The organism is Gaiella sp. (genome assembly GCF_039915195.1).
Taxonomy (GTDB): Bacteria; Actinomycetota; Thermoleophilia; order Gaiellales; family Gaiellaceae; genus Gaiella.
Map to the genome: position 1 here is coordinate 17,599 of NZ_JBDSNT010000132.1, position 23,290 is coordinate 40,888.

19 protein-coding genes are annotated in these 23,290 nt (G+C 66.6%); 8 read left to right on the forward strand and 11 right to left on the reverse strand.

Annotated elements, in window-relative coordinates:
* Genes ABIR74_RS12355 through ABIR74_RS12365 form a run of 3 tightly spaced genes read right to left on the reverse strand, consistent with a single transcriptional unit; the run spans nt 1 to nt 4,708 of the window.
* Nucleotides 1–942 (reverse strand): dihydrodipicolinate synthase family protein, encoded by a 942-nt coding sequence (locus ABIR74_RS12355; RefSeq protein WP_348178554.1) that lies wholly within the window; start codon nt 940–942, stop codon nt 1–3.
* Nucleotides 939–3,290: a glycoside hydrolase family 95 protein gene (locus ABIR74_RS12360; protein WP_348178555.1), complete on the reverse strand. Its 2,352-nt coding sequence runs from the start codon at nt 3,288–3,290 to the stop codon at nt 939–941. The genes ABIR74_RS12355 and ABIR74_RS12360 overlap by 4 nt, the downstream gene beginning before the upstream one ends.
* A complete protein-coding gene (locus tag ABIR74_RS12365) occupies nt 3,287–4,708 on the reverse strand; it encodes an aminopeptidase P N-terminal domain-containing protein (RefSeq protein ID WP_348178557.1) in 1,422 nt (473 codons plus the stop codon). The genes ABIR74_RS12360 and ABIR74_RS12365 overlap by 4 nt, the downstream gene beginning before the upstream one ends.
* A gap of 219 nt (nt 4,709–4,927) precedes the next feature.
* On the opposite strand from ABIR74_RS12365, the gene ABIR74_RS12370 reads away from it, so the two are divergent.
* The 6 genes from ABIR74_RS12370 (at nt 4,928) to ABIR74_RS12395 (ending at nt 11,177) form a co-directional block, all read left to right on the forward strand.
* On the forward strand, nt 4,928–5,887 hold the full coding sequence (locus ABIR74_RS12370) for a TIGR03560 family F420-dependent LLM class oxidoreductase (RefSeq protein WP_348178559.1): 960 nt from the start codon (nt 4,928–4,930) through the stop codon (nt 5,885–5,887).
* Complete coding sequence (locus ABIR74_RS12375) at nt 5,884–7,188, forward strand: lactate racemase domain-containing protein (RefSeq protein WP_348178561.1); 1,305 nt, start codon at nt 5,884–5,886, stop codon at nt 7,186–7,188. Before ABIR74_RS12370 ends, ABIR74_RS12375 begins: the two co-directional genes overlap by 4 nt.
* Before the next feature lie 85 nt (nt 7,189–7,273).
* Nucleotides 7,274–8,305, forward strand: coding sequence for an alcohol dehydrogenase catalytic domain-containing protein (locus ABIR74_RS12380; protein WP_348178563.1), 1,032 nt, complete (start codon nt 7,274–7,276; stop codon nt 8,303–8,305).
* Nucleotides 8,302–9,033: a cyclase family protein gene (locus tag ABIR74_RS12385; protein ID WP_348178565.1), complete on the forward strand. Its 732-nt coding sequence runs from the start codon at nt 8,302–8,304 to the stop codon at nt 9,031–9,033. Before ABIR74_RS12380 ends, ABIR74_RS12385 begins: the two co-directional genes overlap by 4 nt.
* A gap of 12 nt (nt 9,034–9,045) precedes the next feature.
* Nucleotides 9,046–9,861, forward strand: coding sequence for an SDR family oxidoreductase (locus tag ABIR74_RS12390; RefSeq protein ID WP_348178567.1), 816 nt, complete (start codon nt 9,046–9,048; stop codon nt 9,859–9,861).
* Nucleotides 9,862–9,953: 92 nt separating this feature from the next.
* On the forward strand, nt 9,954–11,177 hold the full coding sequence (locus ABIR74_RS12395; RefSeq protein ID WP_348178589.1) for an enolase C-terminal domain-like protein: 1,224 nt from the start codon (nt 9,954–9,956) through the stop codon (nt 11,175–11,177).
* Between the two features lie 16 nt (nt 11,178–11,193).
* Here the strand turns inward: ABIR74_RS12395 and ABIR74_RS12400 are convergent, their stop codons facing one another.
* The 7 genes from ABIR74_RS12400 to ABIR74_RS12430 all read right to left on the reverse strand — a co-directional run bounded on the left by ABIR74_RS12400 (nt 11,194) and on the right by ABIR74_RS12430 (nt 19,545).
* On the reverse strand, nt 11,194–12,297 hold the full coding sequence (locus ABIR74_RS12400) for a mandelate racemase/muconate lactonizing enzyme family protein (protein ID WP_348178569.1): 1,104 nt from the start codon (nt 12,295–12,297) through the stop codon (nt 11,194–11,196).
* Nucleotides 12,294–12,980, reverse strand: a complete 687-nt coding sequence (locus ABIR74_RS12405; protein ID WP_348178571.1) for a GntR family transcriptional regulator — start codon at nt 12,978–12,980, stop codon at nt 12,294–12,296. The genes ABIR74_RS12400 and ABIR74_RS12405 overlap by 4 nt, the downstream gene beginning before the upstream one ends.
* Nucleotides 12,981–13,122: 142 nt before the next feature.
* On the reverse strand, nt 13,123–14,082 hold the full coding sequence (locus ABIR74_RS12410; protein WP_348178573.1) for an aldo/keto reductase: 960 nt from the start codon (nt 14,080–14,082) through the stop codon (nt 13,123–13,125).
* A 46-nt stretch (nt 14,083–14,128) separates the two neighbouring features.
* The gene (locus tag ABIR74_RS12415) at nt 14,129–15,970 is read right to left on the reverse strand and encodes an ABC transporter ATP-binding protein (protein WP_348178575.1); all 1,842 of its coding nucleotides are present in this window, start codon (nt 15,968–15,970) and stop codon (nt 14,129–14,131) included.
* Entirely contained in the window at nt 15,970–16,848 is an 879-nt protein-coding gene (locus tag ABIR74_RS12420; protein ID WP_348178577.1) for an ABC transporter permease, read from the reverse strand. The genes ABIR74_RS12415 and ABIR74_RS12420 overlap by 1 nt, the downstream gene beginning before the upstream one ends.
* Nucleotides 16,848–17,870, reverse strand: a complete 1,023-nt coding sequence (locus tag ABIR74_RS12425) for an ABC transporter permease (RefSeq protein ID WP_348178579.1) — start codon at nt 17,868–17,870, stop codon at nt 16,848–16,850. Before ABIR74_RS12425 ends, ABIR74_RS12420 begins: the two co-directional genes overlap by 1 nt.
* A gap of 28 nt (nt 17,871–17,898) precedes the next feature.
* Complete coding sequence (locus ABIR74_RS12430; protein WP_348178581.1) at nt 17,899–19,545, reverse strand: ABC transporter substrate-binding protein; 1,647 nt, start codon at nt 19,543–19,545, stop codon at nt 17,899–17,901.
* A 239-nt stretch (nt 19,546–19,784) separates the two neighbouring features.
* On the opposite strand from ABIR74_RS12430, the gene ABIR74_RS12435 reads away from it, so the two are divergent.
* Nucleotides 19,785–21,167, forward strand: a complete 1,383-nt coding sequence (locus ABIR74_RS12435; protein ID WP_348178583.1) for a sulfatase — start codon at nt 19,785–19,787, stop codon at nt 21,165–21,167.
* 38 nt (nt 21,168–21,205) lie between these two features.
* A complete protein-coding gene (locus ABIR74_RS12440; RefSeq protein WP_348178591.1) occupies nt 21,206–22,699 on the forward strand; it encodes a SulP family inorganic anion transporter in 1,494 nt (497 codons plus the stop codon).
* A gap of 64 nt (nt 22,700–22,763) precedes the next feature.
* Here ABIR74_RS12440 and yaaA read toward each other — a convergent pair.
* On the reverse strand, nt 22,764–23,290 hold a 527-nt coding region (gene yaaA / locus ABIR74_RS12445), incomplete at its 5' end, for a peroxide stress protein YaaA (RefSeq protein ID WP_348178585.1).

The following is a 23,290-nucleotide window of genomic DNA, read 5'->3' on the forward strand; positions in this document are numbered from 1 at the left end:
CTAGCTCCGACGCGTGCCGGGAGACTTCGCCGCACGCTTTCTCCCCAGGAGCTTCGGCCGTGTGGCGATTCCCTCGCGGATGATCCCGATGACCCGAGTCCGCTCAGCTCCCACGAGCTGAAGCCGGGGAGCGCGGACCCACTCGTTGCCGAGTCCTTCCTCCTGCATCGCAAGCTTGATGTTCTGTACCAGCTTCGTGCTGACGTCCAGGTGGAGGAGCGGCGTGTACCAGCGATAGAGCGCACGAGCCTCGTCCCACTTGCCCTCCCGGGTCAGGTCCCAGAGGAGCTGGTTCTCGTAGGGGAACGCGAGACCGATTCCCGCCACCCAACCGTCGATCCCGAGCACCGCACTCTCGAGTGCAAGGTCGTCGACACCCGTGAACAGGGCGAAGCGGTCGCCCACCTCGTTCCGCAGATCAGTGATCCGACGGGTGTTGTCCGAGCTCTCCTTCAGGGCGACGATCGTGTCGATCTCGGCCAGCTTCGCGAACATCCGCGGAGTGACGTCGTTCGCGTAGGCGATCGGATTGTTGTAGATCATCAGCGGCGCGTCTGTCGCCTTCGCGACCGCGCGAAGATGGCCAAGCACCTCTCGCTCGTCTCCACGGTAGGCCATCGCGGGCATGACCATGAAGCCGTCCGCCCCCACGGCGCGACAGTCTTTGACGTAGCGACAGGCCGCGCGCGAGCTTGTCTCGGCCACACCACCGAGCACCGGAATGCGCCCGGCGACGACGCTCACCGCTGCCTCGACGACAGCCCGCTTCTCGTCACCGCCGAGCGACTGGTTCTCACCGAGAGAGCCGCACATCACGAGTCCCCCTACACCGGAGTCGATCAAAACCTCGAGATGACGGGCGGTCGACTCGAGGTCGATCGACCCGTCGCGGTGCATCTGGGTGGTCACGGCGGGGAAGACGCCTTGCCAGTACGGCTTCATTCCGGTTCAGCCTCCGTTCGGGGTGGATGTTGGTGAGGGGAGATCTCGAATACCGCGCCGGGCTCGGTGTCGAATCGGATCAGCCCGTCCTCCTCGACGACGGCGACGCCCGCACCGACCCGCGAGATCACAAGAGGTTCAGAGCTCCGAAGTACGCAGGGAGCGCCTGCGGTCGATCGGACACGAGCGTGTTGCAGCCGGCCGTCGTGCCATGCGATATCGACCTCGAAGGCGCCGCGAAGTCGCAAGCCGGAAACGCTCCCGGAGGGCCACTCGGGCGGCAACGCTGGGAGCAGCTCGATTCCATCGTGCGACTGTACGAGCATCTCGCACACCGCCGCGACGGCCCCGAGGTTGCCGTCGATCTGGAAGACGGTGAGCGGGTTCGTGCCGCCGGGCGGCGAGAGGTCGAGCAGGCTGAGATCCGTGCTCTTGCGGAGTACCCGGATCAGCTGCTCGTGCGCCTCGGCGCCCTCATGGAGGCGAGCCCAGAGAAGCGACAGCCAGGCGACGCTCCAGCCGCCGTGCGGACGATCCGAGACGGCATCGATGCGGAGCTCGAGCGCCCGTCGCGCCGCCGCGGCAAGTTCGGGAGTCGAGCGCAGCGTGATCTGCGCATCCGGGTAGACCGCAAAAAGGTGGGAGACGTGGCGGTGTCCCGGTTCCCATTCGGCGTAGTCCTCCCGCCACTCTTGCAGCTCCCCACGGCTTCCGATGCGCATCGCGGGGAGGTGCGGCAGCGTGGCGGCGACCTCGGCGGCGAACTCATCGTCGATGCCGAGAATTGTGGCTGCCTCGAGGCAGCGCTCGAAGAGGCCCCTGATGATCTGCGTATCGCCGGCCGGGCTCATGCAGAGTCCAGAGCGGAGCCCGTTCGAGTCCCTGTACTGCGCCTCCGGCGACAACGACGGCCCGAACAGCAGCTCCCCGGTCTCCGGATCCTCAACCATGAAGTCGAGCACGAAGCGCGCCGCTTCCTTCATGCCCGGATAGGCCCGCTCCCGGAGGAAGGCCTCATCGAGGTCGAACGCGTAGCGCTCCCAGAGGTGGTGGGCGAGCCAGGCAGCCCCGGCGGGCCAGAGGCCGCAGAAGACGTTGTCAAGCGTGGCAGTGTCGGCCCAGAGGTCAGTGTTGTGGTGGGCGACGTATCCGCCGCAGCCGTAGTGCACCTCGGCGGTGCGAGCCCCGGTGACCCGCAGTCGGTCGATCAGGTCGAAGAGCGGCAGGTGGCACTCTGGCAGGTTTGCAACCTCGGCCGGCCAGTAATTCATCTGGGTATTGATGTTGATCGTGAACTTGCTGTCCCAGGCCGGCTGGTAGCTGTCGTTCCAGATCCCCTGGAGGTTCGCGGGCTGCGTTCCGGGGCGACTCGAGCCGAGGAGAAGGTAGCGCCCGAACTGGAAGTGGAGCGACACGAGGCCAGGATCGAGCCCTCCGGCGACGACGCGATGGAGCCGCTCGTCGGTGGGTAGTACCTCCAGCTCGGCATCAGCGGGGCCTCGCAGCTCGAGGCGAACGCGCCGCATAGGCGGCCGGTGATCCGCGACGTGCCGCGCGCGCAGCTCCTCGTACGAGCGCGCGGCCGCCGACGAAAGCGCCTCCACGCAGGCCGCTTCCGGATCGTCGCTCGCGAAGTCGGTCGCGGCGCCGACGATGATCGTAACCGCGTCTGCCTCGCGCACCGAGATGTGATCGCCGAGCACCTCCACCGCTCCGCCGTCGGCGAGTACTCTCGCGCGGGTGTGAAACCGCGTCCCCCGCGCACCGATTGCTCCTCCCGCAACGTGATCGTTACCCTCGATCCGCTCGAAGGCGTCGTAGCGGCGGTAGTAGTGCGAGCCAAGCTCGATCATCCCCTGCGCCGACGCCTCGAAGCGCAGTACGACGACGTCGTCCGGCACGCTCGCGAAAACCTCGCGCTTGAAGTGGACTCCGTCGAGCTCGTACTCGACCGAGGCAATGCCGTCGTCGAGGTCGAGTGCGCGGCGGTAGCCGGTCACGAGCTCCTCATGATGGCCCCCGAAGAGGAGCGTCATGTCTCCGAGCACCTGGTAGCTCGCCTGGCGATGCGGCGTCCCGAACATCGAAAGCTCGGCCAACGTGTGAGCCTCCTCGATCCTGCCGCTCATCAGGAGCCGGCGTACCTCCGGCAGAGCCTTCAACGCGTCAGGGTTGTGCCGATCGTCGGGCCAACGCGTCCAGACGCTGTCCTCGTTGAAGATCATCGTCTCCTTGTAAACCCGGCCGAACACCGTCGCGCCGAGGCGCCCGTTCCCGACAGGGAGCGACGCGAGCCAACGCGGGGCGGGCGTCTCGAACCAGAGCCGGTGACGGTTTCTGTCCGTCACCGCGGCGCGAACGTCTGGAGTAGTCCGGGCTCGCTCATGACGGCTGTGATCTGGTCCGGGAGGAAAGGAACGGCGCCGGTGAAGTTCTCGATCCCATCGTCGGTGACGGCGACGGTGTCCTCGACGCGGATGTAAAGGCGCTCTTCCGGAACCCAGAGCATCGGATCGACCGTCAGCACCTGCCCCGGGACGAACGGTGCGCCGCGATACTCCCCGACGTCATGTACCGACATCCCGACCGGGTGTGAGAGGTGATAGGGAAAGTCCAGGCTCTTCCGCGCTGCCTCCTCGTAGATCGGCTTCGAAAACGCCGTCCTGTCGATGACTCCGCGCATCGCGTCTGCCGCCCCATCGAGCACGTCGACGTTGGTCACTCCCGGACGGATTCGCTCGAGCAGCTCGACGTGGTAGCGCACGATGAAACCATAGAGCTCGAGCTGCCACGGATCCCACGCACCGGTGACCGGCCACATGCGCCCGATGTCGCTCGCGTAGTAGCGGTAGTCAGGTGCGGCATCCATGAGCACGAGCTGGCTGGCCTCGAGCTTCGCTGACTTCGCACCGTAATGGCCGTACCAGATGTTCTCGCCGGCAGCGACGATCTGCTCGTAGGCGCTGCCGAAGGCGCCGCCGCGCAGGAAGACGAACTCCGCCAGGGCACCCAGCTCGTATTCCATCACGCCCGGGGCTGTCGAGCGCATCGCTTCCAGGACACCGAGGCCCGAGAGCCGTCCCGCCTCGCGCATCAGCGCAAGCTCGGACGCGCTCTTGATCGTCCGGAGCTCATCGAGGAACGGGCTTGCGTCGCGAATCTCGAGGGTCGGGAACCGCGCCCGTAGAGCATCGGCGAAGGCCGCCTCGCGCGACGCGGACGTTGCAAAGGGGTCTACAAGCTCCTCCGCTGCAGCGTCGAGATCACCGTCCCGCGTGCCGCGCCGACCCTCGGCCGGCGCGAGAGGTGTGAACACGACCGGGCTCACGCGCCGCTTGATCCGACGACCGAACGTGGTCGGAAGATCCTCGAGTGGCCGCACGTCGTCGGCCCCCGTCAACGCACGCACCCCTTCGACATCCTCGGCGCAGAGCCGCGTGCCGCCACTCCGCTCGCCGGCGAGGTTGCGATGCGGGAGATACACCGTCGAGCGCCCGTCGCGCGTGTCGATCTCGACGTACGCGTTCGGCACCTCGAGCCCGGTGAGGTAGTAGAAGTCGTTGCTCTGACGGAAGGTGGAGGTCGAAGGAGGCGCCCCGCGCACGAGCATGAGAACAGGCCCGAACGGATCGGTGTCATCCGGCGCCCAGCCTGCCGTCAGTGACGGCCCATACGCGTCCGGCACCGCAGCGCGGACGAGATCGGCGAGCCGGCGGCGGCGCCCGACGAGTTCGTCGGCCGAGGGAACAGGTGCTGGTGTCGTCATCTCGGGAATACGGAGCTTTGAATAAAATCTTTCACGAGCCAGAGTATACTTCTCTCGGCACCACTGTTCGTGCAAACCACAGAACCCGACCCGCACCGACCGCCGATCCCGATCGGCATGATCACCGAGAGTTGCCCTCGCGAGCGGACGGGCACCCGAGAATCGCCACGAGCCGGGGCCAAGCGGGCCGGCTGGCACGACAACTGACAGGGAAACGGCATGCGCATCGCACTCATGATCGAAGGCCAGGAAGGGGTGACGTGGGACGAGTGGCTCGCGATCGCGCACACGGCCGAGGCCCACGGGATCGAGAGCCTGTTCCGCTCCGACCACTACGCGGCGATTCTCGGCGAGGGCAGGGGATCGCTCGACGCCTGGGCGACGCTCGCCGGGCTCGCCGCGACGACAGCTCGAATCCGGCTCGGGACCATGGTCTCGCCCGCGACGTTCCGCCACCCGAGCGTGCTTGCCCGCATGGCGACCACGGTCGACCATATCTCCGGCGGCAGGGCCGAACTCGGGATGGGCGCCGGCTGGTACGAGCTCGAGCACCGGCGCCAGGGGTTCCCTTTCCCGAGCGTGCAGCACCGGTTCGATCTCTTCGCCGAGCAGGTCGCGATCGTGGTGCGATCCTGGACTGAAACGGGGTTCGGCTTTGCCGGCGAGCACTACACTCTTACCGACCAAACAGCGCTGCCCCGGCCGGTGCAGCTCCCCCACCCACCCCTCGTCCTCGGGGGCAGCGCACGGCCACGCTCGGCGGCGCTCGCAGCACGGTTCGCACAGGAATACAACACCCCGGGTGCGACGCCGGCCCAGTGCGCGGAGCGCCGCGCCGGCCTCGATCGTGCGTGTACCGACGCCGGCCGCGATCCTGACTCGTTGCCGCTCTCGGTGATGACCGCCTGCGTGATCGGAGATGATCGAGCCGAGGTCGACCGCCGCCTCGAGGCGCTCCTGCGCATCCTCGGCGAGACCCGCGACGCGGACGCAGTAATCGCGTCCAAGCCGCAATGGCTCGTCGGCACGACCGCCGAGGTGGCAGAGCAGATCGAGGCATACCGCGAGGCCGGCGTTCAACGCGTCTTTCTGCAGCACCTCGATCACCGCGACCTCGATGCGATCGCGCTGATCGGAGACCGGCTCCTGCCGCTCGTCGGCGGCGGACGAACAGCGTGAGCACGGCGGTCGACCCCGCCGTCGTCGGCGCCGGTCGGGCAGACGGCGTCCTCACGCCCTGGGAGATCGAACGACTGCTCGACGACGGCCTCGCCCGCTGGGAGCTGGACGGCAAGCGCGTCGTCTGCCTCGTGCCGGACGGAACCCGCACCGCCCCGATGGCTCTCCTCTATGCAGCACTCCGCGAGCGACTTACCGGCGTGGTCGCCTCCCTCGACTGGTTGATCGCGCTCGGTACCCATCAGCCGATGACACCGGACGCGATCGCCCGCCATCTCGGTCTTCCCTCGGCAGATCCGCAGACGCTGGCCGCCCACCGTGTTCACAACCACGCGTGGGCCGACCCGTCGACGTTCATCTCGCTCGGGGAGATCTCGGCGGAGGAGATGCGGGACCTGAGCGATGGGCAGATGTCGACCGCAGTGCCTGTGCGCGTCAATCGCCTCCTCCTCGAGTGCGATGTCGCGATCGTCGTCGGCCCCGTCTTTCCCCACGAAGTCGTGGGCTTCTCGGGTGGGAACAAGTACTTCTTCCCGGGCGTCTCCGCGCCGGAGCTGATCGACGCCTCGCACTGGCTCGGCGCGCTGATCACCGCGTCCGAGATGATCGGCGCCAGGGGCGTCACCCCTGTACGCAAGCTGATCGACCGCGCGGCAGCCCTCGTTCCCGCCGAGCGCCGCTGCGCGGCCATGGTCGTTCGCACGCGTGATGCCGGCCTCCACGGGCTGTACCTCGGGAGCTGCGAGGAGGCGTGGGCCGCGGCCGCTCACCTCTCGGCCGCGGTACACATCACGACCGTGCCCCACCCCTACGACACGGTGGTCTCGGTTGTGCCATCGATGTACGCCGACCTGTGGACAGCCGGCAAGGGGGTCTACAAGCTCGAGCCGGTCGTCCGCGACGGCGGTGAGTTGATCCTGTTCGCACCGCATGTCAGATCGTTCTCGGAGACGCACGGCAAGGCGATTGCCCGCGCCGGCTACCACTGTCGCGACTTTTTCCTCACCCACGCTGCCGATCTGGCCGACGTACCCCTCGGCGTGCTTGCACATGGTGCACACGTTCGGGGGCTCGGAACCTACGACGCAGCACGCGACGTCGAGAACTGCCGGATCACCGTCACGCTCGCCACCGGAATCCCCCGCGCGGAGTGCGAGAGCGTCGGCCTCGCGTGGCGCGATCACCGGTCGATCGACCTCGCCGCCTGGGCCGATCGTGAGGGCGTTTTCGTTGTTCCGCGGGCCGGCGAGATCCTCCACCGCCTCGCAGACCGTCCCCAAATAGCGGATCCGACGGTATAGTACTCTTTTGAAGCAGAAAAATACTCTTTGCCATGAAGAATTACTCACTTCCTTGCCCTAGCGAGCGTTCAGTTCTGGAGGATTGATGGCCGACGGTCGGTATGCGATGCTCGAGGCGCCGAGGCATTTCGCGGTCGGCTCTGGCTCGATCCCCGTGCCCGGCACGGGTGAGGTGCGCGTGCGCGTCCACGATTGCGGGGTTTGCGGGTCGGATCTGAAGATGTGGGCCGGCACCCACGCGTTCCTCCGCCCACCGCTCCTCATCGGCCACGAGATCTACGGAACCGTCGACGAGCTCGGAGCCGGCACGAACGGGATCGGCATCGACACGCCCGTTGTCGTCTTCCCGGCGGTCGGGTGCGGCGCGTGCTTCCACTGTCTTCGCCTGCAGCCACAGCTCTGCGCCGACATGCGTTTCTTCGGTGGCCAACTTCCCGGCGGACTTGCCGAGCACGTCCTGATCCCAGAGGAGAACCTGATCGTCGTCCCCGACGCGGTCCCCGAGCATCAACGCGTCCTGATCGAGCCGCTCGGTGTGGGCGTTCACGCGGTCGGGCGCGCCCAGGTCGAGCCTGGCGAGCGTGCCGTCGTGCTCGGAGGCGGAGCCATCGGCCTGTTCACGGCACTCGTCGCCCGCGCGCGTGGGCTCGAAGGGATCATTCTCGGCGAGCCTTCCGCGGCCCGCAGGAGCCGGGCCGAGGCGCTTGGCCTGGAGACGTTTGATACCAGCATCACGTCCATTGCGGATGCCGTGTCCGACAGGATCCGCCCCGAGGGCGCAGACATCGTATTCGAGTGCGTGGGCTCCGAGGCGACGATCAATGCCTCGCTTGCTGCGACACGCAAGGGCGGCCGCGCCGTCGTCGTCGGCAACGCACCGGCAACCGTCCAGATCGACGGGCTGACGTTACAGCGCGGCGACCGATCGCTCGTCGGCGTTCTCATGTACGACAAGGGTGATCTCGTCGAGGGCATGAACATGCTCGCAGACGGTCTCCTCGGCGCACTCCCCGAAGACGCGCTCGTCGAGGCCTTCTCCCTCGACGACGTCGGGGCGGCGTTCGCTGCAGCGAAGGACGGCACCCTCGGTGCCGTGCGTGCGGTCGTTCGGCCGTGACCTCGCTGACAGACGCGCTCAGCACCGCAACGTTCTACGACGTCTCACCGGTGATCGACGAACGGCTGCCCCTCTTCCCTGGTCACCCCTCGCTCGAAATCGACGCCGAAGCACGAACTCACGAGCGTGACGGGTACTTCCTCCAGCGGCTCTCGCTCGGCGAGCACATCGGCTCACACGTCGACGCGCCCGCTCACGCCGTCGCGACCCTCGGCGGCCGCACGATCGACCTTTACCCCGTCGACCGGTTCATTGCGCCGTACGTGAAATACGACCTTGGCCGACATGCTCCAGGGCCTGGCGACCTCGTGTCGCGAGCGACGCTCGAGGAGGTCGAGGCGCGCGACGGTTTCGAGCCTGCTGCCGGCGATATAGCGCTCATCCAGTTCGGCTGGGATCGCCACTTTCACCCCGAGAGCGATGATGTCGACGAGCGGCTGTGGTGGATCAGGAATGCACCCGGCCTCGCCGCGGATGCCTGCGATTATCTTGCGGATCGCGGCGTGATCGGGGTCGGGTCCGACACCGCCACGTGCGACGCCGCGGTCGTGGACGGAACGATCACCTCGGCCGTCGGGCACAATCGGGCCTTCTTGCCGAACGAGATCCTCCTCTTCGAAGGCCTGGTCGGGCTGGGTGCGGCCCCGACGCGTGGTGTCTTCCTCGGTCTGCCCCTGCGCATTCGTGGCGGCTCCGGCTCTCCGATCCGCGCTGTCCTGATCGGCTAGGTGCGAACGAGAATGGCAACCGACCTCTTCTCTCTCGAAGGGCGAGTCGCTCTCGTCACCGGCGGGAGCGGGGCGATCGGATCCGCGCTTGCCGAAGGCCTCGCGCAGGCAGGCGCGCGAGTCGGCGTGCTCGCGCGCACGGTTGAACGTGTCGACGACACGGTCCGTCGCCTGGGTGAGAGCGGCCACGACGCGATTGGCATCGGCGCTGACGTGCTCGACGAGGCCGCGCTCGAAGCAGCACGTGATGCGATCGTGTCGCGATTCGGCTCGATCGACATCCTCGTCAACTGCGCCGGAGGGAACATCGCTGCGGCGACGGTGCCTGACGGTGCCTCGGCATTCGACGTGCCAATCGAGGCGTACCGCGACGTCGTCGATCTCAACCTCCTGGGGACGCTACTCCCGATTCGCGTCTTCGGTGCGGCAATGCGACCGGCCGCCGGCTGCTCCATCGTCAACGTCTCCTCGATGGCGGCGACCAGCGCGATCACGAGAGTCGGCGGCTACGGGGCGGCCAAAGCCGCCGTTGAGAGCATCACGCGTTGGTTCGCCGTCGAGCTGGCCCGGCGAGGGGCGGATATCCGCGTGAACGCGATTGCGCCCGGCTTCGTGGTCGGCGACCAGAATCGCATGCTCCTTATCGGCGATGACGGCGACCTCACTCCTCGAGGTAGGACAATCATCGAGCGAACGCCGCTCGCGCGGTTCGGCGAGCCCGAAGAGCTCGTCTCGACCGTGGTCTGGCTCGCCTCGGACGGCGCCCGCTTCGTCACCGGCGTGGTCGTCCCTGTCGACGGCGGCTTCAGCGCCTTCGCGGGAGTGTGACGGTGACCGCGATCGACAACGCGAGATTCGTCGCAGTGGACGTCACCGATCTTCGCTTCCCCACGTCGCTTCACCTGGACGGCTCGGACGCCATGAACCCGGAGCCCGACTATTCGGCGACCTATGTCGTGCTCCGAACCGATGCGGACGACGGACTCGAGGGTCACGGCTTCACGTTCACGATCGGTCGCGGTAACGAGATCTGCGTCGCTGCTGTGCATGCGCTCGCGCCGCTTCTGGTCGGCAGCTCCGTCAGCTGCGTCCTCGACGATCTCGGAGGCTTCTGGAGGAAGATCACCGGCGATAGCCAGCTCCGCTGGATTGGTCCCGAAAAGGGCGTGATCCACCTCGCGACGGCCGCGGTCGTCAACGCGGTTTGGGATCTCCGCGCGAAGCGCGAGGCCAAGCCGCTCTGGCGCGTGCTCTGCGACATGAGCCCCGAGGAGCTCGCGTCGTGCATCGACTACCGCTACATAAGTGACGAGATTACCTCCGCCTGGGTGGTCGACCGTCTGCAGGCGACACGGGCTCGTCGGCCCGAGCGCGAGCAGGAGCTCATCAAGCGTGGCCTGCCCGCTTACACGACGTCAGCTGGCTGGTTGGGCTACGACGACGACAAGCTGCGCGCGCTCTGCCGTGAGGCGGTGGCCGACGGGTGGACGCACCTGAAGATGAAGGTCGGCGCCGATCGCGGCGATGACGTGAGGCGCGCGGCGATCCTCCGTGGCGAGATCGGTGATGAGCGATTCCTGATGATGGACGCGAACCAGGTGTGGAACGTCGACGACGCGATCGAGCGCACGCTCGAACTGGCCTCGTTCAACCCGCTCTGGATGGAGGAGCCGACGAGTCCCGACGACATCCTCGGGCATGCGCGGATCGCGCGTGCGATCGATCCGATCGGCGTTGCAACGGGGGAGCACGTCCACAACCGCATCATGTTCAAGCAGTTGCTCCAGGCCGACGCGATTCGCTATTGCCAGGTCGACGCGGCGCGGCTCGGCGGCGTCAACGAGGTGCTCTCGGTCCTGTTCATGGCGGCCAAGCGCGGCGTCACGGTCTGCCCCCACGCCGGCGGCGTCGGCCTTTGCGAGTACGTCCAGCATCTCGCGCTGTTCGACGCGGTGGCGGTGGCGCCCGACGTCACTGATCGCGTCGTAGAATACGTTGACCTCCTCCACGAGCACTTCATCGAGCCCGTCCGGATCCACAACGCCGCGTACGTGGTGCCCGAGGCCCCGGGCTACAGCGCGGACATCCTCCCGGAGTCGCTCGAGCAGTACCGATTCCCGAACGGCGCAGCCTGGCGTCGCTAACGGTCGATCGGGTCGGTCAGACCGAGAAGAGCGGCGCGCCGAGTGCCGCGACGTCAACGTCGATCCCGAGGCCAGGGCGCGTTGGCGCCGAGCCGAAGCCCGCCTGCGACCTGGGCTCGTAGCCCGCAACATGCTCGTTGGTCCAGTCGTTCATGAACGAGACCGTGAAGAGCGTCTCGGGTGGTGTGCTTGCCGCGAGATGCGAAACGGCCGCGGTGACGATGTCGCCACCCCAAGCGTCCTCGATCGTCACGCGCAGGCCGAGCGCAACCGCGAGATCACGCATCAGCTTCGCCTGGGTGAGGCCGCCGACCTTGGAGATCTTCAGGTTGAATGCCTCCATCGCCTTCGCCTCGTAGGCGCGCAGGAGCGACTGGACGTCGCGGATGCACTCGTCGAGCACCATCGGCAGAGTCGTCCGCTGCCGCACGATGAGACACTCCTCGAGCGTCGGGCACGGCTGCTCGAAGAACACGCGCTCGAGGCCGTCGATCGCGCGGGCCACGACGACCGCGTCCTGTAGGCGCCAACCGCCGTTCGCGTCGGCGACAATGATGTCCTCAGGCCCGGTCGCTTCGACGACGCTCCGCGTCCGCGCGGCGTCCTCGTAGGGATCGGCTCCGATCTTGAGCTGGAACCGATGAATTCCCTCCTCGCGCCGAGCCTGCACGTACGCGGTCATCTCCTCGGCCGAGCCGAGCGGTACTGCGAAGTAGAGCGGGAAGGTGTCTGACACCCTGCCACCGAGCAGGTCGCAGACGGGAAGGCCGACCGAGCGCCCGAGCGCATCCCAGCACGCCGTATCGATGGCGCTCTTCGCGTAGCCGTGGCCCATCAGGGCCCGATCCATTGCGGCGTTGATCGCGCCGATGCTGCCCACCGACAGCCCGACGACCGCTGGAGCCAACTCGCCGAGTGCGGCACGGGCGCCTGCGCCGTGGGACGGGAGATACGCCGGGCCGAGCGGGCACACTTCGCCGAACCCCTCGATTCCATCGTCGGTGGTGATACGAACAACCGTGCTCGGCAGCGTCTCGATCACGCGACCGCCCGACATCACGTACCGGCCGTGAATGTAGCTCAGGTCATACCCATAGACATCGATCCGGGCGATCTTCATCCGGCGTCGGCTCCAGCGGCCTCGGTCGGCGCGAGGAGATAGTCCCAGTGATGAAGGTGAGCATGGAGGGCCGCGAGCGCCGAGTCGACGTCGCGGCTCTCGAGCGCGTCGACGATCCGCGTGTGCTCGACCACGATGTCCTGGAGATGCTCCGGCGGCTGGGACCGACCGAGCCGCATCAACCGTGCGAATCCACGCATCTGATCGAGTAGCCGGGCGACCATGGGGAGCTTCGCTCCGGCCGCGATAAGGATGTGGAACTCCTCATCGAGCACGAGAAACGCCCCCTCGGCATGGGCGTCGGCCGCTCGTCGCTGGCGCATGATCGTGAGGCGGAGAACGTCGATCTCCTCGAGCGACATGACGCGACAGGCGGTCTCGACTGCAATCTCCTCGAGCGCCTCGCGGATCCTGAGAATCTCGTTGCGATGGTCGACAGAGAACTCCCTCACGACGAGCTGCCGGCGCGGGCCGACCTCGAGCAGGCCCTCGGTGCGCAGCAGCTGCAGGGCCTGGCGCACCGGCGTCTTCGAGATACCCAGCTGGTCGGCGATGCTCGACTCGGCGAGAATCGTCCCGACCGGGAGATCGCCCTGCAGGATGGCGCCACGGACGTGCTCGTAGGCCTGATCGGTCAGATTTCCGCGACCACCTGAATCTTTGCCGGTAATGGCTGTTGACACCTTCATCTTCTCTCTCCGGTTTCCGGACTTCGAGTCCCTGGTACGTGTTCGACGAGCGTGGTCGAGATGTCGTGCATCGCAGGCTGCCCGGGAATATAGGGCAGGCTCCGGCGCGCGAGCCCCGTCCTGACGCGGATCCCTCTCATGCGCGCGCCTCCTCGCGAAGCGGCGTCGTCAGCGGGATCAAGGCCAGCGACGAAAGCTCGGACCAGAGATCCTCGTGGATCTCCAGGTCGAAGTACTCGACATTCGTCGCCAGCTCGGCGACGGACCGGACTCCTGTGAGCACGGTCTGCACAGCCGGGTGCCTGAGCCCGAACTGCAGCGCGGCGGCAGGAAGGGGGACACCGTGCTCGGTGCACACGGCGGCGATCCGGCGGGCTCGGTCGACCAACGCAGGCTCGGCGGGCGCGTAGTCGAAGCGTGCGCCCGGTGAGGGGTCCGCAAGAATGCCGCTGTTGAAAGCCCCTCCCACGATCACGCTCACGTTCGCATCGACGCACAACGGGAGAAGGTCAGTGAGCGCGGACTGATCGAGGAGCGTGAATCGACCGGCGACGAGCACGCAGTCGATCGGATACGACCGGACGATTCGCGCCAGCGCAACAGTGTCCGACATCCCCACACCGATCGCCCTGACAGCACCCTCGTCGCGTAACTCCGCGAGCGCCGGTAACGCCTCGCCAATCGCTTGGTCGACGACCTCGTCCGGGTCGTGGACGAACGCGATGTCGACGCGATCGAGCCCAAGTCGCTCGAGGCTCTCCGAGAGCGAGCGCCTGATGCCGTCGCGGCTGTAGTCCAAAACCGGCTTCAGCGCGTCCGGAACATGCCACATGCCCTCGGGTAGGGACTCGTAGGTCGACGGCTCGTGGCGCACGAGTCGGCCCACCTTGGTCGAGATGGTGAACGAGTCGCGCGGCCTCCCGGCAAGCGCGGTACCGATCCGGCGCTCCGAGGCTCCGAGGCCGTAGAGCGGCGCCGTGTCGGCATAGCGCATCCCGAAGCCGAGCGCGGATCGAACTACAGCTTCGCCGTCCGCGTCGCTGACCGGCTCGAAGAGGCCTCCGATCGCAGATGCACCGAGCCCAAGCCGGGTCACGATCGGACCGTCGAGGCCGACATTCCCTGTCTCCGCGTGTCGCACGTCAGACCGCGGATCGTGGGATCGAGGCGATCAGGCGTCGCGTGTAATCGTGCTGCGGCCGATCGAGAACCTGTTCCGTCGGACCTTCCTCGACGACCGCTCCCTGGTAGAGGACGTAGACGCGATCCGCGACCTGACGAACGACGGCAAGGTCATGCGTGACGAAGAGGTAGCTGAGCCCGAACTCGTCCTTGAGATCGCGGAACAGGTTCAGGATCTGTGCCTGCACGGAGACGTCGAGCGCCGAGACCGGCTCGTCACACACAATCAGCTTCGGCTCGACGACGAGCGTTCTCGCGATCGACACCCGCTGGCGTTCGCCACCCGAAAGCGCGGCCGGGCGTCGCCTCGCGTACCCGGCCGGAAGACCCACGAGCTCGAGCAACTCTGCGATGCGCCGCTTCACACCGTCGCGGGGAAAGCCGTTCACAACGAGTGCCTCGCGAAGGGCCGCTCCAACCGTCTCGGTGCGATCGAGCGACGAATACGGATCCTGAAAGACGATCTGCACCGTTTTCCGGATCGCAGTTCGCTGCTCACGGGTGAGCGTGCTGTAGTCCTCGGAGCGAATGCCGCCGACGTCGATCATGCCCGACGTCGCCGTTTCGAGGCCAACCACACAACGGCCGAACGTCGTCTTCCCGGAGCCCGATTCGCCGACGAGGCCGACGCTCTCGTTCAGGCCGACCTCGATGGAGACATTTCTCAGCGCATGCACTTCGTTCCCCGCCCGCCCGACGAAAACCTTGCTCACACCCGTCGCGCGGAGAATCGCGTTCTCGTCGCGCGTTCGGTGCTCGAGCGGCGTCACGACCACCAGGCGCTTGGCGCCGAGATGTGCGGCACTCATCTCGCTCCGGATCTCGCCGATCCGAACACAAGCGGTCTCGCGCTCGCCCTCGAGCGTGCTCAGGGTCGGCTTACCGGCGAGGCACGCATCGGTGACCCACTCGCACCGGGAGGCGAAGCTGCACCTCTCGGCGACCTCGTCCGGCCCCGGCACCGAGCCATCGATCGCGACGAGGCGGTCGAGGCGCCGATCGGCAGCGGGCTCCGAGAGCAGCAGCCCGAGCGTGTAGGGATGGAGCGGCTCATGCTCGAGCGCGGCCGAGGTGCTGACCTCGACGAGCGACCCGGCGTAGAGAACGTACACGCGGTGCGCGACCGAGAACGCGACCCGAAGGTCATGGGTGATGAGAATGAGGCCCATCCCGCGCTTCTGCTGGACGTCCTTGAGCAGGTCGAGGATCTCTGCCTGGGTCGTCACGTCGAGTGCGGTCGACGGCTCGTCCGCGATCAGGACAGCCGGGTCACCAGCGAGCGCGGCGGCAAGGCCGACGCGTTGCCTCATCCCGCCCGAGAGCTGGAACGGGTACCGATCCGCTGCCGTCGGGTCGGTGATGCCGACCTCGACGAGGCGGGCGAGCGCTTCGCGCCTCGCCTCGGCCCGGTTGGTGATCGGATTGTCCACGCGGATCTTCAGCACTTCCTCGATGTGCTTCGAGCAGCGCAGAAGCGGGTTGAGCATGGTGAACGGGTCCTGGAAGATCATGGAGATGCTGCTCCCGCGCACCCGCGCAACCTCGCGGGGGCTCTCCTGAAGCATGTCGCGCCCGTCGAAGATGACCTGGCCCGCGCGGGCGACGACGCCCGTCGGGAGCAGCCCGACGATCGCACGGGCGCTGAGGGACTTGCCGCTGCCGGACTCCCCGACAATGGCGATCGTCTCGCCTCGCTCGAGTCGCAGGTCGACGCCGGCGACCAGAGTCTTCCGCATGGCGCCGGCGACGACCTCGAGCTCGAGGCCCCGGACGTCGAGGAGCGATGAGTCGCGTGTGGCCACTAGCGCCCGGTCCGTCCGCCGTAGGAGAACCGGTCGTAGATCCAGTCTCCGATGATCGTCACCGACGTCGCGAAGAAGACGATCGCGAGTGCAGGCGCGAGCACTCCTGCTGGATTCGAGAACAGGAGCGACTGGTTCTCGGAGAGCATGCGGCCCCACTCCGCTTCGCCGGGCTGGCTGCCGAGGCCGAGGTAGGAGAGGCTCGAGAGCGCAACAAGGGCGAGCGCAAAGTCGAGCGCCGCGTTGGCGAACACGATCGGCGAGATGTTGCGCCAAATATGGAGGTACATGATGCGCCAGCGCGGCACGCCGAGCGTGCGCGCGGCCTCCACGTATGGCAGAGCACGCTGCTCCAGGGCAGCGCCCCTGATGAGTCGTACCCCGCCTGCGACGTTGAGAATGCTGAGCACGAGCACCGCCAGCCAGTAGCCCCCACCGACGACTCCCACGATCACGATCGCGATCAGCAGGCCTGGTAGTGCGAACATGAAGTCGACGAGACGCTGAATGACCATGTCGGCCGTGCCGCCCATGTATCCGGAGAGGATCCCGAATCCGCTGCCCGCGAGAAGACCGGTGAAGGCGACGATGAATGGGCCGATGATGGCGGAGTCGGCGCCGGCGATGATCCGGGAGAGGATGTCGCGGCCGAGCGGGTCGGTTCCGAGCCAGTGCTCCGGCGAGGGAGGCGCGCTCGTGTCGAGCAGGTCTTGCTGGAACGGATCGTTCGGCTCGATCAACGAACCGAAGATCGCGAGAAACACGATGAGGCCGACGACGATGACGGACATCGTCATGAAGATCGGGGGAACCCGGCGCAGGCTGATCCTGCGAACGAACCACTTCGTGGTGGTCGCGTCGGAGGCGGGGGCGACCATCAGCCCCTGGCCTTGTCGAACTCTACGCGCGGGTCGATGAAGACGTAGAGGACGTCGACGGCGATGTTGACGAGGATGATCCAGGCCGCGATGAAGAGGAGCAGACCTTGCACCATGGTGAAGTCTCCGCCGGTCACGGCGGAAACGAGCAACGTCCCGAGGCCCGGGAGCCCGAAGACCGTCTCGACGAGTACGGAGCCCGTGAGCAGGCCGGTGAACAACAGGCCGGCGGCGGTCGTGACAGGGATCAGCGCGTTCCGGAATGCGTACCGCGAGGTAACGTGGAAGCTGCCGAGTCCACGCGCCCGCGCGAACGCGACGTAGTCCATGTCGAACTGCTCGAGCATCGCAGCGCGGGTCAGCCGCATCGTGAAGCCCATCCCGGCGAGGCCGAGGACGATGGCGGGGAGCGCGAGATGGTGGATCCGGTCGACGAGGCCCTCGCCCGGCCCGAAGAGGGGAAACAGGCCGGCCCGGAAACCGAAGAGGTAGAGCGCGAACAGGCCGAGCGCAAAGACCGGCGTACTCATGAAGAAGACGCTGATCGTGACGAGCGCCCGATCCAGGAACCGTCCACGCCGGAGCGCTGCAAGCACACCGAGTGGGACGCCGACGAGGATCGCAAGTGCGATGCCGGCGATGTTCAAGCTCAGGGTCACCCAGAGCCTGGATGTGATCTCGTTGAGCACGGTCTCGTTCGTGAGGATCGAGCGTCCGAAGTCACCCTGGGCCACACCAGAGATCCAGTCCCAGTACTGCACTGGCAACGGATCGCCGAGCTTGTACTTCTCCTTGATCGCCTCGATCTGCTCTGGTGAGGTGGGTGCGTTCTCGAGGAGCGTGGCGATCGGTCCACCGGGTGCCGCGTGCGTCAACGTGAACGCAGCAACGCTGACGAGGAACACCAGGGGGATGAGGATCAGCAGACGCCGAGCGACGTATCGCGCCAGCCAGCGCCGGCGCTTCCGCTCGGCGGCGCCCTCCGCCGGAGTCGCCTCCTGAGGAGGCGACTCCGGCAGCACCAGTTCGGTTTCGGGCGTGCTCAGATGACTACTTGGCTACGAGGTGGGACAGCCACATCTGGTTGTAGTAGAACGGCCCGAGCGAGGACTTGAAGCCCCAGCCGGGCTTGACGGCAAACGCACCCGGGATCGAGAAGATCGGGATGTAAGGAACGTCCCGATTGACAACGGTCATGATCTTGAGCGCGTTGCGCGCGGCGACCTTCAGATCGGATGACGCGAGGCTCTCGTCGATCCACTTGTCGACCTGTGCGTTCTTGTAGTTCGCCGAGTTCTCGAACCCGGGTGCAGCCCTCTCGCTCCGGTAGAGCAGGTCGGGCTTGTCCATCGGGTGCGGCGAGTCAGGACCTTGACCGAGCACCTGGAGGCCGAGGTTCGGCTTGTGATCGAGGATGACCTGGAACCGCTGGGGCCCGGGCATCATGTTGAGCTTGACGTTGATCCCGATCTTGCTCGTCCCCTGCTGCAGCACCTGGGCGAGCAGCAGGCAAGGAACACAGCCGTTTGGCACGTTTAACGTCGTCGAGAAGCCCTTCGGATACGCGGACTTCGCGAGCTCGGCCTTGGCCTTGTCGACGCTGTAAGGATACGTCGGCACCTTCTTCAGCGCCGCGTCGACCTCCGCCTTCGGAAGCAGCCCTCGGATGAAGAGGAGTGGCGGTAGGCCTTCGAGAACCTGGCCACGGCTCGACGTCAGACCCTCGGTGATCGACGCCTTGTCGAGCGAGTACGCAATCGCGCGACGCACGTTGACGTCCTTGAACGGGCCATCCTCGACGTCGATCGAGAAGCCGCGCCACCCACCCGAGTTGAACGAACCGAACTTCATGTTCGGCGCCTTCACCCACAGAGGGATGTCGTTACCCGGAATCGCGAACGTGCCGTCGATCTGACCGCTCTGCACTGCGAGCAAACGCGCGTTGGCGTCGGGGATCAGCGAAAAGACGATCCTGTCCCAGGGGTACTTGACGCCCTTCCAGAAGGTGTTCCGCTCCAGCACAACCCGCGAGTTCGGGGCGTACTCGACCCACTTGTACGGGCCCGTACCAACCGGAAGACCACTCGGCGTGCCGAACGCGGCACCCTTCTTCGCGTAGTCGGCCTTCGAGTAGACGAGGGCCGGGCTGGCGGCGGGAGTGAACTGCCACTTCGAGTCAGGCTTAAACAGCAGCACCGTTACGGTGTTGCCCTTCGCTCCGACCGACCGGACGTTGCTGAAGAACGAGAACATCTTCGAGCCGGTCTTCTTGTTGCGGTGGACGTTGAGCGAGAACGCAACGTCCGCCGCGGTCAACGTCGTGCCGTCGGAGAACCTGATCCCAGGCTTGACCCTGTACACGTACTTCGTCGGTGTGACTGCCTTCCACGAGGAGACAGCGGCTTCGGGGCCGGTGGTCGGCTGACCGAAGACACCCGGCTGGAGGATGTGGTGCGTCGTGAGGGAGAACATCATCGAGCCCTCGGTACCGAAGTAGAACGCGCTGAACAGGCTTGGCGGATTCGTCGCGATCGCCCAATCCAACGTCGGGTCGACAGCGCTCTTCTTGCCTGTCGCAGCACCCGAGATGCTGGCGCCCACGAGCAGCGTGAGAATCGCCACGGCGGCTATCAGGAGCGCTTTCACAGAGCTCCCGCGAGAGGGGCCCATGCGGGATCCCCCGTCGTTCGTGATCATCGTCCGTTCCTTTCGTAGGAGGTCGTTTCTCCGTTGGAGACGTATGGTGACAACGGTTGTTGGATCGGCGACAGCCTGGGTGTGGGCTTTGCCCTGGACAGAGAGGAAGAGTGTTTCCCTCTCGAGAAATATTTTTCCCGGACTCCAGTATACTTTTGAGCGATGGTAATGGTGCCGGGCCTCCTCGTCAAGCAGATCCGGCAAGCGCGATTTTTCGACGTGTCGCAGAGAGGTGCCAGATGAACGCCAGCTCGCAACCGAACTTCCTCGTCATCGTCTCCGACACTTTGAGGCGGGATCATCTCGGGGCCTACGGGAACGAGTGGATCCACACGCCCAGGCTCGATCGCCTGGCCGAACGGTCGGTCGTGTTCGAGAACCATCTGATCGGCTCCTTCCCGACGATGCCCGCTCGGGCCGACCTGCTGACGGGACGGCTCTCGCTGACGTTCATGTCCTGGGCCCCGCTCCCTGCCGACCTCCCGACGTTGCCGCAGCTCCTCGCGGAGTCGGGGTACCTGACAATGGGCATCGTCGACACGCCGTTCTACGTCCGCAACGGCTTCGGGTACGACCGGGGCTTCCAGGACTTCCTCTGGCTCCGCGGCCAGGGCGATGCCAAACGGATGGAGGAGCGAGTCGACGCGCGTTCGACGTGGCGTCACGAATCCGACCGTTGGGTCGCTCGCACGACGACGGCAGCCGAGGAGTGGCTCGAACGGCACTATCAGGAGCGCTTCTTCCTCCTCGTCGACGTCTGGGATCCGCACGAGCCATGGAACCCACCGGAGTACTACACGCGGCTCTATGCACCGGACTACGACGGCCGCGAGACCCAGACGTGTTACGACAACTGGCGCGAGGCAGGTCTGACCGAGGACGACGTGCGACTCAGCCACGCGACGTACTCCGGGGAGGTGTCGATGGTCGATCGCTGGGTTGGAAGTCTCGCCGAGAAGCTCGATGTTCTCGGCATCGCCGACAACACCGTCCTCATCTTCCTCTCCGACCACGGCTATTACTTCGGTGAGCACGACTATCTCGGCAAGTCCGTGTGGGATCCGGGCCTGGGCACGCAGAGCTGGTCGCCGCTTTACCGGCAGATCGTCGAGGTGCCGTTGCTGATCCAAATGCCCGGCGCCACACCCCGTCGCACGCCCGCGCTGACGACCCTCGTCGATATCCCTGCGACCGTCCTCGATCTCGCCGGCGTCGCGGCTCCAGAGAAGACTGCAGGGCGATCGCTAGCGCCGTTGCTTCGTGGTGAGACGAACCACCACCGCGAACTCGTTGTCAGCAGCTGGCCGCTCGAGTACCAGAAGGGACGGATCACGATCGCCGTGGATTCATGGCCGCGCCGCATCGCGCGTGACCAGCCGCTCACCGTGACCGGGCGTGGGCTTTCCCTCGTCGTCGGGGGCGCCGAGGACGACGTCGAGCTCTATGACCTGGTCGCCGATCCGGGAGAGCTCACCAACATCGCGCTCGAGCGACCCGCAGACGCTGAGGCGTTGCTGACGGATGCGCTTGCGGAGCTACTCGCCTGCGGAACGGCGGAGGATCTACTCGCACCCAGAAGGGCTGCCCTCGAACGGTTTCGAAAAGCGGCGAGCCTCCCCTGATCAACGGCCCGCGCGCCTGGCCTCTGCGGGGCCTGAGGCTGACACCTGGCGACGTCGCCGCCGGACTCAGCGTCGCGGCCGTGCTGATCCCCCAGTCGCTCGCGTATGCCGGGCTCGCGGGCATGCCGCCCGAGAGGGGACTGTACGCAGCGGCTTTGCCGCCGATCGCGGCGTCGCTGTTCGCCTGCTCGCCCTACCTTCAGACAGGCCCTGTCGCCCTGACGTCGCTGCTCACGTTCGGGGCACTATCGGTACACGCGACCCCGGGGTCGGACGAGTACATCGAGCTGGGGATCGTGCTCGCGCTCGCCGTCGGCGCCATCCGTGTGCTCCTCGGTTTCTTTCACGGCGGCGTGATCGCCTATCTCCTCTCCGAGCCGGTTCTGCTCGGGTTCGTCCCCGGCGCGGCGATCCTGATCTGCCTCTCGCAACTTCCTACCGCGTTGGGTGTTCCCCCGACAGGGCAAGGCATCGTGGCAAGCGCCCTCGACGCACTCTCTCACCCTTCGCTCTGGAACTGGACGGCGATCCTCCTCGCGGCGATCACGGTCGCCCTGATGAAGGGCGCCGCGCAACTGCACCGGCTCGTTCCCGGCGTCCTGATTGGCGTGATCGCGTCGATTGCCTGGTCGAGGTCGACGGACTACGCAGGGGCGACCGTCGGTTCGATCGAGCTTGGGTTCCCGGAGCTGCCGAACAGCATCAACCTGGCAGCGGTGCCCTTGCTGCTCGTCTCGGCCTCGATCATCGCGCTCGTCGGATTCAGCGAGCCCTCCGCGATTGCACGGACGTTCGCTGCAATCGAACGGCAACGCTGGGATGCCAACCAGGAGCTCGTCAGCCAGGGTGCCGCCAACCTTGCCTCTGCTGCATCGGGGGGCTTCCCGGTCGGTGGCTCGTTCTCCCGCAGCTCCCTGAACCGTCAGGCAGGCGCCCGCACGCGCTGGGCCGGGGCTGTCACGGGTATCGCCGTCCTCTGCTTCCTCCCGTTCGCGACCGTCCTCGCTCCGCTTCCCCTCCCGGTGTTGGCAGCGATTGTGATCGTCGCGGCGCTCGGACTCGCACGGCTACGTCCGCTCGGGCGGTTGATCCGGCTCTCGCGCTGGCAAGCTGCGGTCGCCTGGACGACGTTCGTCGCCACTCTGGCGCTCTCCCCACACGTCGAGTACGCCGTCCTGATCGGTGTCGGGATGGCGATCCTCGTCCACCTGCTGCGGGAAATGGTCGTCGACATCGAGGTCTGCCTCGACCGCGACACCCTGACCTTCCGCCCGCGGGGAGTGCTATGGTTCGCCTCGAGCAAGGTGATCGAGGACGCGTTCGCCGTCGCGATCGCCGACCACCCCGGGGCGACCAGGGTCGATATCGACCTCGCGGGCGTCGGCCGCCTCGATGTCACGAGTGCGCTCGTCCTACGCAGAATGCTCGCCGACGCTCGGGCAGCGAAGCTCGAGGCGCGTCTAATCGATATCCCGCCGCGCGCACGTCGATTTCTCCTTGCGGTCGTCGAGTCCGAGGACGAGCCGCTCTAGGATCGGTTGCGATCCGACTGCCGCCGGACGGAGCCGTGCGTTTCACGGATCGCGACACTGCGGGTTAGCGCTCGACAACGGTAAGCGTGAAGGGCCCGCCGACGCGTTCAGGCGGCTCGAGCTCGCAGGTGAAAGACTCGGCGACGGCAGCCGCAAGCTCGGCGGGCGTGCGCGGCCGCGCGCCGGAGACGAGAAGATGCCTCGCGACCTCGCCGCGCGTCTTCTTCGCCATGTGCGAGACGACGCGCCTGACGCCGTCGCGCTCCTCGACCACGGATACCTGCACCCGTACGGCAGCCGTGTTGCATGACGGTCTCCATGCCGCGATGTACGTGGCGGAGCGGCAGTCGACGATGACTCGCCCGGCAGCAGCCTCGTCGAGCACCTCGCGAAGGCCGTCCCGCCAGTAGGCGGCATCCATCTCGCGCCTGTACGGGGGCACACGGTCGCTGGGGCGGAGCGCGCCGAACTGGGCCGAGATGATCACGATGTTGCTCGCCGTCCGTGCGGGAAGCGTGGGGATGTCGAGCGCCGCGTACAACACGCCCGTGTAGAGCCGTCCGGCTGCGGTTGTCGGTGCCTGACGGAGAT

What these genes read in the sequence shown, in the direction of transcription:
- ABIR74_RS12430 (WP_348178581.1), bottom strand. Translation starts at nt 19,545, where the DNA reads ATGATCACGAACGACGGGGGATCCCGCATGGGCCCCTCTCGCGGGAGC.
- ABIR74_RS12370 (WP_348178559.1), top strand. Translation starts at nt 4,928, where the DNA reads ATGCGCATCGCACTCATGATCGAAGGCCAGGAAGGGGTGACGTGGGAC.
- ABIR74_RS12365 (WP_348178557.1), bottom strand. Translation starts at nt 4,708, where the DNA reads ATGACGACACCAGCACCTGTTCCCTCGGCCGACGAACTCGTCGGGCGC.
- ABIR74_RS12380 (WP_348178563.1), top strand. Translation starts at nt 7,274, where the DNA reads ATGGCCGACGGTCGGTATGCGATGCTCGAGGCGCCGAGGCATTTCGCG.
- ABIR74_RS12420 (WP_348178577.1), bottom strand. Translation starts at nt 16,848, where the DNA reads ATGGTCGCCCCCGCCTCCGACGCGACCACCACGAAGTGGTTCGTTCGC.
- ABIR74_RS12395 (WP_348178589.1), top strand. Translation starts at nt 9,954, where the DNA reads ATGAACCCGGAGCCCGACTATTCGGCGACCTATGTCGTGCTCCGAACC.
- ABIR74_RS12390 (WP_348178567.1), top strand. Translation starts at nt 9,046, where the DNA reads ATGGCAACCGACCTCTTCTCTCTCGAAGGGCGAGTCGCTCTCGTCACC.
- ABIR74_RS12435 (WP_348178583.1), top strand. Translation starts at nt 19,785, where the DNA reads ATGAACGCCAGCTCGCAACCGAACTTCCTCGTCATCGTCTCCGACACT.
- ABIR74_RS12400 (WP_348178569.1), bottom strand. Translation starts at nt 12,297, where the DNA reads ATGAAGATCGCCCGGATCGATGTCTATGGGTATGACCTGAGCTACATT.
- ABIR74_RS12355 (WP_348178554.1), bottom strand. Translation starts at nt 942, where the DNA reads ATGAAGCCGTACTGGCAAGGCGTCTTCCCCGCCGTGACCACCCAGATG.